We start from the raw sequence: 13902 nt of genomic DNA, 5'->3' as shown, positions 1-13902 counted from the left end.
ATGATCGCATGACGACCAAGGTGGCAGTCGCCGGTGCGAGCGGCTATGCGGGCGGAGAGATCCTTCGACTCCTGTGTGGGCATCCTCGCCTGCGATCAGGGGACCTGGAGATCGGTGCGCTCACTGCCGGCGGCAATGCGGGCAGCACGCTCGGTTCGCTGCATCCACACCTCCTGCCACTCGCCGACCGGGAACTCCAGGAGACCACTGCCGACGTCCTGGCAGGCCACGATGTCGTGTTCCTCGGGCTCCCGCACGGCAAGTCCGGCGAGATCGCCGACGCGCTGCCGCCGACCACGCTGATCATCGATTGCGGCGCCGATCATCGCCTCCAGAACGCTCAGGACTGGGTCGACTACTACGGCAGCGAGCATGCCGGCACCTGGCCGTACGGTCTTCCCGAGTTGCCGGGCAACCGGGAGATCCTTCGTGATGCGAGCCGGATCGCGGTGCCCGGCTGCTACCCGACGGTGTCCGTCCTCGCCCTGCGTCCTGCGGTCGCCGCCGGTCTCGTCGAGCCACAGGTCAGCGTCGTCGCGGTGAGCGGGGCCTCCGGAGCCGGTCGCGCACCGAAGATCGATCTGCTGGCGTCCGAGGTGATCGGTTCCGCGCGGGCCTACGGGATCGGTGGAGCGCATCGGCACACGCCGGAGATCGCGCAGGCGCTCTCCGCGGCGGCCGATCTCCCGGTCTCCGTCTCGTTCACGCCCGTCCTCGTGCCGATGGCGCGAGGCATCCTCGCCACCTGCACGGCCCGTACGAGCGCATCGGCCACCGAGATCCGGGCCGCCTACGAGAAGGCCTACGGCGACGAGACCTTCGTTCACGTGCTCCCGGAAGGGGTGCTCCCGACGACCGGGTCGGTGATCGGCAGCAACGCCGTCCAGATCGCGGTCACCGTCGACGAACGTGCGGGGACGATGGTGGCGGTAGCGGCCATCGACAACCTGACCAAGGGCACCGGAGGCGCGGCGGTGCAATCGATGAACCTCGCCCTCGGCTGGGACGAGGCAGAGGGCCTGAGCACCGTGGGGGTGGCACCGTGACGACCTCATCGGAGTCGAATGCGCCGTCCGACGACGACCGGATCACGCCCGGCGCGCCACTGGATGCGCCACGGTTGGTCCGCGATCAGGGCGTGACCGCGCCGCTCGGGTTCCGTGCTGCGGGCATCGCGGCCGGCATCAAGGCCTCGGGCGCCGAGGACCTCGCTCTCGTCTTCAACGAGGGGCCCGACTACGCGGCGGCAGGCGTCTTCACGCGTAACCAGGTCAAGGCCGCGCCGGTGCTGTGGAGTCGGCAGGTCCTCACCACGGGTCGCCTGCGCGCGGTGATCCTCAACTCGGGTGGCGCCAACGCGTGTACGGGGCCGGAAGGTTTCCAGGACACCCATGCCACGGCCGAGGCGGTCGCCGAGGCGTTGAGCAACTGGGGAACCGAAACCGGTGCGGTCGAGGTCGCGGTCTGCTCGACCGGTCTGATCGGCGACCGGCTGCCGATGGACAAGGTCCTTGCCGGCGTGACCGAGATCGTGCACGAGATGGGCGGCGGTCTCTCTGGAGGTACCGACGCCGCGCATGCGATCATGACCACCGACACGGTGCCGAAACAGGTTGCGCTGCACCATCCCAAGGGCTGGAATGTCGGTGCGATGGGCAAGGGCGCCGGGATGCTCGCGCCATCGCTGGCGACGATGCTCGTCGTCCTGACCACCGATGCGAAGGCCACCGCGGAGCAGCTCGATACGGCACTGCGCAAGGCGACCGCTCGCACTCTCGACCGCCTGGACGTGGACGGATCGAGCTCCACCAACGACACCGTGCTCCTGCTGAGTTCGGGGGCCAGCCAGATCCCGGTCGACCAGGATGACCTCGACGCCGCGGTGTTCGCGGTGTGCGACGACCTCGCCGCCCAGCTGATGGCCGACGCCGAGGGTGTCACCAAAAGGGTGGTGATCACGGTGAGTGGAGCAGTCACCGAGGACGATGCCGTGACCGTCGCCCGCACGGTGGCGCGGGATTCGCTCGTGAAAACCGCACTGTTCGGGTCGGATCCCAACTGGGGGCGGGTCCTCGCCGCCGTGGGCATCGCGCCCGTCACGATCGACCCGGATCGGATCACGGTGTCGTTCAACGGGAATCCGGTGTGCGTGAACGGGTGCGGAGCACCCGGAGCACGTGACGTCGACCTGACCGGCGCCGACATCGCGGTACGGATCGAACTCGGACTGGGCGAGGCCACCGCCGACATCCGCACCACGGACCTGTCCCACGGGTACGTCGAAGAGAACTCGGCGTACTCGTCATGATCTCGACAAGCTCGATCGGCGGGGGAGGCGGCTCGATCGGCGGGGAAGGCGGCTCGATCGGCGGGGGAGATGGCTCGATCGGCGGGGAAGGCGGCTCGATCGGCGGGGGAGACGGCTCGATCGGCGGGGGAGACGGCTCGATCGGCGGGGAAGGCGGCTCGATCGGCGGGGGAGATGGCTCGATCGGCGCGACAGCTCTGAGCGCGCTCGACAAGGCGATGGTGCTGGCCGAATCGCTTCCGGCCCTGCAGGCGCTGCACGGTGCCACGGTGGTGGTCAAGTACGGCGGCAACGCGATGATCGACGACGATCTCAAGCGGGCGTTCGCGACGGACATGGTCCTCCTGCGCGCGTGCGGTATCCACCCGGTGGTCGTGCACGGCGGCGGTCCGCAGATCTCCGCGATGTTGAAGCGACTCGGCCTCGAGGGCGAGTTCCGCGGCGGATTCCGGGTCACCACCCCTGAGGTGATGGACATCGCGCGGATGGTGCTCTTCGGGCAGGTCGGGCGCGAGCTGGTGGGGCTCATCAACGCTCACGGGCCCTACGCGGTGGGTATCACCGGCGAGGATGCGCATCTCTTCACGGCTTCTCGCCGAACGGTTCTCGTCGACGGTGTCGCCACCGACATCGGTCTGGTGGGCGACATCACCTCGGTGAACACCTCCGCGGTGCTCGACCTGGTGGCCGCCGGCCGCATCCCGGTGGTCTCGACCATCGCCCCGGACCGCGACGGGGTTGTGCACAACATCAACGCCGACACCGCCGCGGGTGCACTCGCCGATGCACTCGGGGCGTCGCGGTTGGTGATGCTCACCGATGTCGAGGGTCTCTACACCGACTGGCCGGACCGCACGTCGTTGGTGGAGACGATCACCACGTCCGAGGTCGACGCCCTTCTCGGGTCCCTCGACGCGGGCATGGTGCCGAAGATGGAAGCGTGTCTGCGGGCCGTGAACGGCAGCGTGCGCCAGGCCCACGTGATCGACGGGCGGGTGCCACATTCGGTGCTCGCCCAATTGCTGACCGAGAGCTCGACCGGGACGACCGTCGTCGCCGACTCCGAGAAACCAGGGGGCGCATCATGACCGAGCCATTGCAGCAGCGGTGGTCGGCCGCGCTGATGAACAATTACGGCACGCCGGCGATCGCACTGACCAGCGGGTCGGGAGCCGTCGTCCGTGACGCGAACGGGAAGGAGTACCTCGACCTGCTGGGTGGCATCGCCGTCAACTCGCTCGGACATGCGCACCCCGCGATCATCGATGCGGTGAACACCCAACTCCAGACCCTGGGCCATGTGTCCAATCTCTACATCAGTGCGCCCGCAGTCGAACTCGCCGAGCGCTTGCTGGACAAGTTCGGCCACCCGGGTCGCGTGTTCTTCTGCAATTCGGGTACCGAGGCGAACGAGGCCGCGTTCAAACTGGCGCGGCGCACCGGGCGTCCGGAGATCGTCGCGGCCGAGCGTGCCTTCCACGGCCGCACCATGGGCGCACTCGCGATGACGGGCCAACCCGCCAAACGGGCGCCCTTCGAGCCGATGCCGCCGGGCGTGCGCTTCGTCCCGTACGGGGTCGTCGACGACCTCGACGCCGCGGTCACCGAGAACACCGCGGCGGTCATCCTGGAACCCATCCTCGGTGAGAGTGGCGTCGTCGTGCCGCCGGCGGGGTATCTGGCCGCCGCCCGGCGGATCACCTCCGAACGCGGCGCACTCCTGATCTTCGACGAGGTCCAGACCGGGATCGCCCGTACCGGTTCGTTTTTCGCTCATCAGGCCGCGGGTGTCGTGCCCGACGTGATGACGTTGGCGAAGGGGCTCGGTGGCGGACTGCCGATCGGTGCGTGTATCGCTTCGGGACCGGCGGCTGATCTCTTCGAACCGGGTCAGCACGGCACCACCTTCGGCGGCAACCCGACCTGTACCGCGGCGGCGCTGGCGGTGCTGCGCGTGATCGACGAGGATGGCCTCATCGATCACGTTGCGTCCCTGGGAAAGTCGATAGCGACCGGAATCGAGGACCTCGGCCATCCCCAGGTCTCTCACGTGCGTGGATCGGGCCTGCTGCTCGGCGTGGTGTTGAACAATCCCGTCGCCGTCGAGACCGAACTCGCGGCCAGACAGGCCGGGTTCCTCATCAATGCACCGGCGCCCGATGTCCTTCGTCTGGCGCCACCGCTGATCCTGACCGAGGAACAGGGCGCGGCCTTCGTTGCTGCGCTGCCGGCGATCCTGGACGCGGCCACGGCGCCGACCCAACCGTCCGACGACCCGCAGGGGAAGACCGCATGACCCGCCATTTCTTACGCGACGACGACCTCACTCCCGACGAACAGGCGCAGGTGCTGGCGCTCGCCGCCGAGGTCAAGGCCGCGCCGTTCGCGCATCGTCCGCTGGAGGGTCCGCGGGGCGTCGGGGTCATCTTCGACAAGAACTCGACTCGGACGAGGTTCTCCTTCGAGATGGGCATCGCTCAGATGGGCGGGCACGCGGTCGTCGTCGACGGCACCACGACGCAACTCGGCCGCGACGAGACGATCGAGGACACCGGTTGCGTGCTGTCGCGGTTCGTCGACGCGGTGGTCTGGCGGACCTTCGGTCAGGACCGCCTCGAGGCGATGGCGTCGACGGCCACCGTCCCGATCGTGAACGCTCTGTCGGACACCTTCCACCCGTGTCAGGTGCTCGCCGATCTGCAGACGATCATCGAGCGCAAAGGGACGACGTCGGGGTTGTCGATGACCTACCTCGGCGACGGCGCGAACAACATGGCCCATTCGCTCGCTCTCGGGGGTGTCACGGCAGGCATGCACGTCACCATCAGTGCGCCTGCGGGTTTCGAACCGGACGCCGACGTCGTCGAGGCGACGCGGCGACGAGCCGGGCTCACCGACGGATCGGTGCGGATCGTGACGGATCCGGTCGAGGCCGTGTCCGGCGCCGACGTCCTGGTCACCGACACCTGGACCTCGATGGGCCAGGAGAGTGACGGCAAGGACCGGCAGGGACCGTTCATCCCGTATCAGATCAACCGCGAGCTGCTGGCGCATGCCGACCCCGCGGCAATCGTGCTGCACTGCCTGCCCGCACACCGAGGCGAGGAGATCACCGACGACGTCCTCGACGGCCCGGCCAGTGTCGTCCTGGACGAGGCGGAGAACCGCCTGCATGCCCAGAAGGCGCTGCTGATCTGGTTGTTGGAGCAACGATGACGACCACGGGTGATTCCACCTCGCCTGCCGCGGAGCACGGCGAGACCAGACTCGCCGCCACCAAGGCGGGCCGTCATGCGCGGATCATCGACATCCTGTCCACCCACCAGGTGCGGAGTCAGTCCGGACTGCAGCACCTCCTCGCCGACGCAGGCATCGACGCGACACAGGCGACGTTGTCGCGCGATCTCGACGAGCTCGGCGCGGTGAAGCTCCGCGCGGCCGACGGCGGCGCGGGCGTGTATGTCGTCCCCGAGGACGGTTCGCCCGTCCGCGGGGTGTTCGGCGGCACCGACCGGCTGGCGCGCCTGCTGTCGGAACTGCTGGTGTCCACCGACAGCAGCGGCAATCTGGCTGTGCTGCGGACGCCGCCCGGGGCGGCCCATTACCTGGCCAGCGCCATCGACCGGGCAAGCCTGCCCGACGTGGTCGGCACCATCGCCGGCGACGACACCATCTTCGTCGTCGCACGCGAACCGGTGGACGGCGCCGAGTTGTCCCGACGAATCGAGGGCCTCGTGTAGCACCACGTGGCCCCACAGCTCGGCCTTTCAGACACAATCAATCACAAGGCACCGGAGTCGGCACAGGAATACGTCGCGGGTGCGCAGGAACTACAGGAGAGAATCATGGCGGAACGCGTCGTACTCGCGTACTCGGGCGGACTGGACACCTCGGTTGCGATCAGCTGGATCGGCAAGGAGACCGGCAAGGAGGTGGTTGCCGTCGCCCTCGATCTCGGTCAGGGCGGCGAGGACATGGACGTGGTGCGCCAACGAGCACTGGACTGCGGTGCGGTGGAGGCCGTGGTGGTCGACGCCCGCGACGAGTTCGCCGACGAGTACTGCCTGCCGGCGATCACGTCCAACGCGCTCTACATGGATCGGTACCCGCTGGTCTCGGCGATCTCACGCCCGCTGATCGCGAAGCACCTGGTGACCGCGGCGCGCGACCACGGCGGCACGGTGGTCGCCCACGGGTGTACCGGCAAGGGCAACGACCAGGTGCGGTTCGAGGTCGGATTTGCCACTCTCGCACCCGATCTCGACGTTCTCGCACCGGTGCGCGACTATGCGTGGACCCGGGAGAAGGCGATCAGCTTCGCCGAACAGAACGACATCCCGATCAACGTGACCAAGAAGTCGCCGTTCTCCATCGACCAGAACGTGTGGGGCCGCGCCGTCGAGACCGGGTTCCTCGAGGATCTCTGGAACGCGCCGACCAAGGATGTCTACAGCTACACCGAGGACCCGACGATCAACTGGCAGTCTCCCGACGAGGTCATCATCTCCTTCGACAAGGGGCGTCCGATCGCCATCGACGGCCGGCCGGTGAGCGTCCTCGAGGCGATCGTGGAACTGAACCGCCGCGCCGGTGCGCAGGGTGTCGGCCGTCTCGACGTCGTCGAGGACCGGCTCGTCGGCATCAAGAGCCGCGAGGTCTACGAGGCGCCCGGTGCGATGGTGCTCATCCGCGCGCACGAGGAACTCGAACATGTGACGCTGGAACGTGAACTCGGCCGCTACAAGCGGCTCACCGACCAGAAGTGGGCCGAACAGGTGTACGACGGATTGTGGTTCTCGCCGCTGAGACGCTCGCTGGAGGCGTTCGTCGCGTCGACCCAGGAGCACGTCACCGGCGACATCCGCCTGGTTCTCCATGGCGGCCACATCGCGGTCACCGGTCGGCGCAGCCCGGAGTCGCTCTACGACTTCAACCTCGCCACCTATGACGAGGGCGACAGCTTCGACCAATCCGCGGCACGCGGATTCGTCGAGTTGCACGGGCTGTCGTCGAAGATCGCGGCGAGGCGGGATCTCGATCTGTGAGCAACGGTCCTGATCGACCCGCTCCGCGAGCCACCAACGAGGGATCGCTCTGGGGTGGACGCTTCGCCGGCGGTCCTGCAGAGGCGATGGCCGCGCTCAGCAAGTCGACTCATTTCGACTGGGCGCTCGCCCCGTTCGACGTCGAGGCATCGAAGGCGCACGCCCGGGTGCTCAATCGAGCCGGCCTGCTCACCGACGACGATCTCGCAGCGATGCTGGAGGGGCTCTCGCGGCTCTCGGCGGACGTCGCGGACGGTTCGTTCGGACCTGCCGAATCAGACGAGGACGTCCACGGTGCGCTCGAGCGAGGTCTGATCGAGCGGGTGGGACCGGAACTCGGCGGCCGGCTCCGCGCCGGTCGATCGCGCAACGATCAGGTCGCGACCCTCTTCCGGATGTGGTTGCGTGCGGCGATGGGCCGTGTGGCCGCGGGCGTGCTCGACGTCGTCGATGCGCTGATCGCCCAGGCCCAGGCGCATCCGGATGCGGTGATGCCGGGCAAGACCCATCTGCAGGCCGCGCAGCCGGTCCTGCTCGCCCATCACCTCCTCGCGCATGCGCACCCGCTGATCCGGGACGTGGACCGTCTCGCCGACGCGGATCGTCGGACCGCGGTCTCTCCCTACGGTTCCGGTGCGCTCGCCGGATCATCGCTCGGGCTGGACCCGGCTGCGATCGCGGCGGATCTGGGATTCGACCGGCCCGCCGAGAACTCGATCGATGCGACATCGGCACGTGATTTCGCCGCCGAGGGAGCCTTCGTGTTGGCGATGATCGCTGTCGACCTGTCGCGGCTGTCCGAAGAGGTCATCTTGTGGAGCACCCCGGAATACGGCTACGTGACCCTCGCCGACGCCTGGTCGACCGGGAGTTCCATCATGCCGCAGAAGAAGAACCCCGACGTCGCCGAACTGATGCGCGGCAAGACGGGTCGCCTGATCGGCAACCTGACCGGACTGTTGGCCACGCTCAAGGCTCAGCCGCTCGCATACAACCGGGACCTCCAGGAAGACAAGGAGCCGGTCTTCGACTCTGTCGCACAACTGGAACTGCTGTTGCCTGCGGTCACCGGCCTCGTCGCGACACTTGAATTCCACGAGGACCGCATGGCGGAACTCGCTCCTGCCGGGTTCACTCTCGCCACCGATATCGCGGAATGGCTTGTTCGCCAAGGCGTTCCGTTCCGCGTGGCGCACGAGGTCGCGGGGGCGAGTGTCCGCGCGGCCGAAGAGCGTGGCGTCGGGCTCGCCGATCTCGACGACGAGACCCTGGCGTCGATCAGCCCGGACCTGCGACCCGAGGTGCGGGACGTGCTCACCGTGCGGGGATCGATCGAATCGCGCAATGCGCACGGCGGGACCGCATCGGTGGCCGTCGGTCGACAGCTGTCCGACCTGCAGGCCGAGGTGCGCACGCGACGGGACCGCTGGCCGGGCTGACTCTTTGGCCGATGCGCTCCGGCGCGCTCAGGACACCGCCCGCGGGGAGGTCGGTACAGTGACACGCATCACTCGGACAGGTATCACTCGACGGAGGGGAGGGGGACAGCGCGATGGTGGGTCTTCCTGCGCTGCCAGACATCGGAGCGGCGGTCGACCGGGTTCTCGCGACCGCTCAGAACGGCCTCGAGGTGCTGAGATTCGGGGGCTTCGACACCGGCACCGAGCCCGCGCCGTACACGGTGGTGGAGACCGAGAAGATGTTCCGGCTGCGCCGCTATTTCCCGGGTACACCCACCGATGGGCCGCAGATCGTTCTCGTGCCGCCGATGATGGTGTCCGCCAACGTCTATGACGTCACCGACCTCAACGGTGCGGTCTCCATCCTGCATCGGCACGGGATCACCCCCTGGGTCATCGACTTCGGCTCGCCCGACTCCGAGGAAGGCGGGATGGAGCGCGACCTGGCCGATCACGTGGTGGCGGTCAGCAGGGCGATCGACCTCATCATCGAGGCGACCGGGCACGACGTCCACCTGGCCGGCTATTCCCAAGGTGGCATGTTCGCCTACCAGACGGCCGCCTACCGACGCTCCGCCGGCATCGCGAGCCTCATCACCTTCGGCAGCCCGGTGGACGTCCTGGCCGCCCTTCCTCTCGGCCTTCCCGCCAATCTGGTGGTGCCGGGAGCGGAACTGCTGGCCGACAAGGTCTTCAACCGGCTCTGGGTACCCGGCTGGATGGCGCGAGCCGGTTTCCAACTCGTCGACCCGGTCAAGACCGCACGCAGTCGGGTCGATTTCCTGCGCAAGCTGCACGATCGCGACGCGCTGCTACCGCGGGAGGACCAGCGTCGGTTCATCGAGGCGGAGGGCTGGGTGGCGTGGTCCGGGCCTGCCGTCGCAGAGCTCCTGCGACAGTTCGTGGTGCACAACCGCATGATGTCCGGCGGCTTCGTCATCAATGGTGACCTCGTCACGCTGACCGAGATCACCTGTCCCATACTGGCGTTCATCGGCGAGGCCGACGACATCGGGCAACCGCTGGCGGTTCGCGGGATCGTGCAGGCCGCGCCGGTGGCAGACGTGTACGAATCTCGCGTCCCGGTAGGACATTTCGGCCTGGTGGTGGGCAGCACCGCCGGTGGGCACACCTGGCCGACCACGTCGGAATGGGTGTTGTGGCAGTCCGGCAAAGGCGACCGCCCGCCGCTGGTCGAGGAGATGTCGGAGAACCTCGACCCGAACGGTACCGGGGTCAGCATCTCGTCACGGATCACGCACGGACTCGGTTCGATGACCGATGCAGGCGCTGGTGTCTCCCGCGAGTTGATGTCTCTTGCGAGCTCGCTGCAGCGGACCTCGCGGGCGGTGGCCCAGGAATCGGTGCGGACGGTGCCGAGATTGTTGCGGCTCGGACAGATCCAATCCGGCACACGGATATCGCTGGGCAAGTTGATGTCGGAGAACTGCAAGCGTGCGGCCGCCAGCGAACTGTTCCTGTTCGAGAACCGCGTACTGACCCACGCCCAGGTCAACGCCCGCATCGACAACGTGGTCGCGGGTCTGATCGACTGCGGTGTCCGGCCAGGAGTGCACGTCGGGGTACTCATGGAGACCCGGCCGAGTGCGCTCGTCGTGGTCGCCGCGCTGTCTCGACTGGGAGCCGTCGCGGTCCTGCTGGCCGCCGACGGCGACATCCCGGAGATGCTGCGGCTCGGGGAGTGCTCGATCGTGATCACCGATCCGAATCATCTGGACGCCGCCGCCAAGCACACCGACCGTGTGCTGGTGCTCGGTGGTGGCAGCGCGGAGGCGCGCGCTATCCACGCCGCGGACGGCCGGACGATCATCGACATGGAGGAGATCGATCCCGACGAGGTCCGGATACCGTCCTGGTACCGCCGTGACCCAGGGTTGGCAGGCGATCTCGCCTTCATCCTCTTCACGCGCGCGGGCGGAAACCTCGCACCCTGGCCCGTCACCAATCATCGCTTCGCGATGTCGGCGTTCGGGGCCGCCTCGGCGGCCGGCCTGACCGACCGGGACACGGTCTACTGTCTGCCACCTCTGCATCACGCATCAGGCCTGCTCACGACTCTCGGCGCGACCGTCGTCGGCCGGTCCCGCATCGCGCTGTCGGAACGGATCGACGCCGAGACATTTGCGGCCGAGGTCCACCGCTATGGCGTCACCGTGGTCTCGTACACCTGGTCGATGCTGCGGCAGGTGGTCCGCTCCGAGGATTTCCAGATCAACCAGTACAACCCCATCCGCCTGTTCATCGGCTCGGGGATGCCGTCGGGTCTCTGGGCGGAGGTCCTCGAAGGGTTCCCGCGGGCCAGGGTTCTCGAGTTCTTCGCCACCGCCGATGGTTCGGCGATCCTGGCCAACGTCTCCGGTGACAAGGTCGGTTCGATGGGGCAGGCGCTGCCGGAGACCAACCCGGTCGAGGTCGCGGCCTTCGACGTCGACGCAGGACGGCTCGACATCGACGACTCCGGGTTCGTCCGCAAGGCGGGTGTCGGCGAGGTCGGGTTGCTGATGGCCAAGGCACGTCAGCGGTTCGAGACGTCGACAACGGTCTTGCGCGATGTGTTCGCCGAGCGGGACCGCTGGGAGGTGTCTGGCCATCTGTTCCAACGAGACGCCAACGGGGACCTCTGGTTCTTCGGCTCGGTCGAGTCGGTCATCCGCAGCACTGCGGGACCGATCTACATCCCGCCGATCGAGTTCGCGTTGTCACAGGTGCGCGGCGTCGACCAGGTCGCGGTGTACGGAGTCGGCGAACCCGGTCACGAAGTCGCGGTGGCTGCCGTGACGACCCGTCGACGGGGGGAGAGGCCGGAATCCCTGACCGTCTCTGCCCTGCGGATCGGGCTCGGGGCCCTACCGGCGCAGGAGCGGCCACATCTGATCTGGGTGGTCGACGAGATCCCGGTCTCCGATTCCTACCGGCCGCTGGCCGCCCGGTTCGCGAGGATGGGGTTGCCCCGACCAGGTGCCCGGGTCTGGTACCGAGACCTCGACGGGGGCTATCGTCGTTACACGAGAAACGTTGCGGTAGAGGGCAATTGGGCATGACTTCGCAGCAGATGCCGCGTGCCGACACCCGCCGGGCGGACGCAGGCAGACAGACTAGAGTGGCAGAGGGAGCCCTCGGGCCGGTAGGAGCGACAAGAGAGTGGGAGCAGACGTGACGTCACGCGCCGCAGCCATCGACCCGATCACGCGTGAGCGGCTGGTGTGCCCGCAGGACCACGGGCCCTTGCTCGACGCCGGTGACGAGCTCTACAACCCTCGGCTCCGGGTGGCCTACCGGATCGATTCCGACGGCATCCCGGTGATGCTCGCCGACGAGGCGCGCAGCGTCGACGATGCAGAACACGCTGCGTTGACCACGTCGGAGCCGAAGCCCGAATAGGTCGCGATGCAGGTGGTCGACGCCTGCCGGCGCCCTGGATGACAAGATCGAAGGGTGACTGCCGAGACGTCTGACCGCCCGACCACCGACATCCTCGACGAGCTCGCGTGGCGTGGCCTGATCGCCCAGTCGACCGACATCGATGAGCTCCGCGCCGAATTGGCCCGCGGGCCGATCACGCTCTATGCGGGCTTCGATCCCACGGCCTCGAGCCTGCATGCGGGACACCTGGTGCCGTTGCTGACCCTGAGCCGGTTCCAGCAGGCCGGCCACCGACCGATTGTGCTCGCGGGCGGGGCGACCGGGCTGATCGGCGACCCCCGTGAGGTCGGTGAACGCACGATGAACACGGCGGACACCGTCGCGGAGTGGGCCGGCCGCATCGACGCACAGCTGCGTCGCTTCGTGCGGATCGACGACTCGTCGAACGGTGCATTGACGGTCAACAACATGGACTGGACAGCCGAACTGTCGGCCATCGAGTTCCTCCGCGACATCGGCAAGCACTTCTCGGTCAACGTGATGCTGGCCAGGGAGACGGTTCGTCGTCGACTGGAAGCCGACGGCATCAGCTACACCGAGTTCAGCTACCTGTTGCTGCAGTCCAACGACTTCGTCGAGTTGCATCGCCGACATGGCTGCACACTGCAGATCGGCGGTTCCGACCAGTGGGGGAACATCGTCGGCGGGGTCGACCTGGCCCGACGTGTCGACGGCTCCACCCTGCACGCGATGACCGTGCCCCTGGTGACATCTTCGGACGGCAAGAAGTTCGGTAAGTCGACCGGTGGCGGCAGTCTGTGGCTCGATCCCGAGCTGACCAGCCCATATGCCTGGTACCAGTACTTCGTGAACACCGCAGACGCCGATGTCGTGCGCTATCTGAAGTGGTTCACCTTCCTCGGCCGCGAGGAGATCGCGGAACTCGAGCGCGTCACCGAGGAGAGTCCGCATCTGCGGACGGCCCAGAAGCGTCTGGCTGCCGAGATGACCACATTGATCCACGGTGAACACCACACCGAGTCGGCCGAACTTGCCAGCCAGGCGCTGTTCGGACGTGCCGAACTGGCCGATCTCGATGAGCAGACCCTGGCCGCCGCGGTCGGTGAGACGACCGTGGCCGACTATGCCGGCACACAGCCGACCATCGTCGAGCTCTTGGTGGACACCGCTCTGTCGGAGAGCAACAAGGCTGCTCGCCGAGCCATCGGTGAGGGCGGCGCGTACGTGAACAACGAGAAGATCACCGACCCGCAGTGGCGTCCGGAGGCCTCGGATCTGCTGCACGGCAGCTGGTTGGTCATCCGGCGCGGGAAGAAGAGCTTTGCCGGCGCAAGAATATCGCTCTGACCAGGCGATTTGACGCTGTGTTCTCGCCTGTGTAACTTAATCGATGCACCGCAGAGAGCAAGACCCCCGGGGCCAGCAAGGACCGGGGAAACTGAAGTGCCCGAGCCACTGGTTCGGGCCAACTGTGCGGGGCCACTCCCAAGAACAAGAGTGCGGTTCGCTGCGCTCTGGGGAGGCTCATCGGAGCCGGGTTCGGAAACGGATGCGTCTGGTGGGTGTGTGTTCTTTGAGAACTCGATAGTGTGTTGATGAATTGTCTGATGCCATTTGTTTGGCATCGTGTGTCCATGTTTTGTGGATATGAGATGGATTGTTTTTGTGGCACCTGCTTTTTGGG

Annotated in this window: 11 protein-coding genes; all 11 read left to right on the top strand. The window is 67.4% G+C overall.

Annotated features, from left to right (window positions below):
• The first annotated feature begins 8 nt into the window (after positions 1 to 8).
• The 11 genes from argC to tyrS all read left to right on the top strand — a co-directional run bounded on the left by argC (position 9) and on the right by tyrS (position 13565).
• Entirely contained in the window at positions 9 to 1046 is a 1038-nt protein-coding gene (argC, locus tag IDF66_RS00055) for an N-acetyl-gamma-glutamyl-phosphate reductase (RefSeq protein WP_164309432.1), read from the top strand.
• On the top strand, positions 1043 to 2308 hold the full coding sequence (gene argJ / locus IDF66_RS00050) for a bifunctional glutamate N-acetyltransferase/amino-acid acetyltransferase ArgJ (protein ID WP_190265325.1): 1266 nt from the start codon (positions 1043 to 1045) through the stop codon (positions 2306 to 2308). Before argC ends, argJ begins: the two co-directional genes overlap by 4 nt.
• A 218-nt stretch (positions 2309 to 2526) precedes the next feature.
• Positions 2527 to 3396: an acetylglutamate kinase gene (gene argB, locus IDF66_RS00045; protein ID WP_190266216.1), complete on the top strand. Its 870-nt coding sequence runs from the start codon at positions 2527 to 2529 to the stop codon at positions 3394 to 3396.
• The gene (locus tag IDF66_RS00040; RefSeq protein ID WP_190265324.1) at positions 3393 to 4604 is read left to right on the top strand and encodes an acetylornithine transaminase; all 1212 of its coding nucleotides are present in this window, start codon (positions 3393 to 3395) and stop codon (positions 4602 to 4604) included. The genes argB and IDF66_RS00040 overlap by 4 nt, the downstream gene beginning before the upstream one ends.
• Positions 4601 to 5524 (top strand): ornithine carbamoyltransferase, encoded by a 924-nt coding sequence (gene argF / locus IDF66_RS00035; protein ID WP_190265323.1) that lies wholly within the window; start codon positions 4601 to 4603, stop codon positions 5522 to 5524. The genes IDF66_RS00040 and argF overlap by 4 nt, the downstream gene beginning before the upstream one ends.
• A complete protein-coding gene (locus IDF66_RS00030) occupies positions 5521 to 6048 on the top strand; it encodes an arginine repressor (protein ID WP_164309427.1) in 528 nt (175 codons plus the stop codon). Before argF ends, IDF66_RS00030 begins: the two co-directional genes overlap by 4 nt.
• A gap of 105 nt (positions 6049 to 6153) precedes the next feature.
• Entirely contained in the window at positions 6154 to 7353 is a 1200-nt protein-coding gene (locus IDF66_RS00025; RefSeq protein ID WP_164309426.1) for an argininosuccinate synthase, read from the top strand.
• Positions 7350 to 8792 carry an argininosuccinate lyase gene (gene argH / locus IDF66_RS00020; RefSeq protein WP_190265322.1) on the top strand — a complete coding sequence of 481 codons (1443 nt, stop codon included), beginning with the start codon at positions 7350 to 7352 and terminating at the stop codon, positions 8790 to 8792. The genes IDF66_RS00025 and argH overlap by 4 nt, the downstream gene beginning before the upstream one ends.
• A gap of 113 nt (positions 8793 to 8905) precedes the next feature.
• Positions 8906 to 11875, top strand: coding sequence for an AMP-binding protein (locus tag IDF66_RS00015; protein ID WP_190265321.1), 2970 nt, complete (start codon positions 8906 to 8908; stop codon positions 11873 to 11875).
• A 112-nt stretch (positions 11876 to 11987) separates the two neighbouring features.
• Positions 11988 to 12215, top strand: a complete 228-nt coding sequence (locus IDF66_RS00010; protein WP_190265320.1) for a Trm112 family protein — start codon at positions 11988 to 11990, stop codon at positions 12213 to 12215.
• 54 nt (positions 12216 to 12269) lie between these two features.
• Positions 12270 to 13565, top strand: coding sequence for a tyrosine--tRNA ligase (gene tyrS / locus IDF66_RS00005; protein WP_190265319.1), 1296 nt, complete (start codon positions 12270 to 12272; stop codon positions 13563 to 13565).
• The last annotated feature ends 337 nt before the right edge of the window (positions 13566 to 13902 follow it).

The organism is Gordonia hankookensis, from assembly GCF_014673215.1.
Lineage (GTDB): Bacteria > Actinomycetota > Actinomycetes > Mycobacteriales > Mycobacteriaceae > Gordonia > Gordonia hankookensis.
Note: the sequence above shows the minus strand (reverse complement) of the source record. Positions and strands in the feature narration are given on the sequence as shown.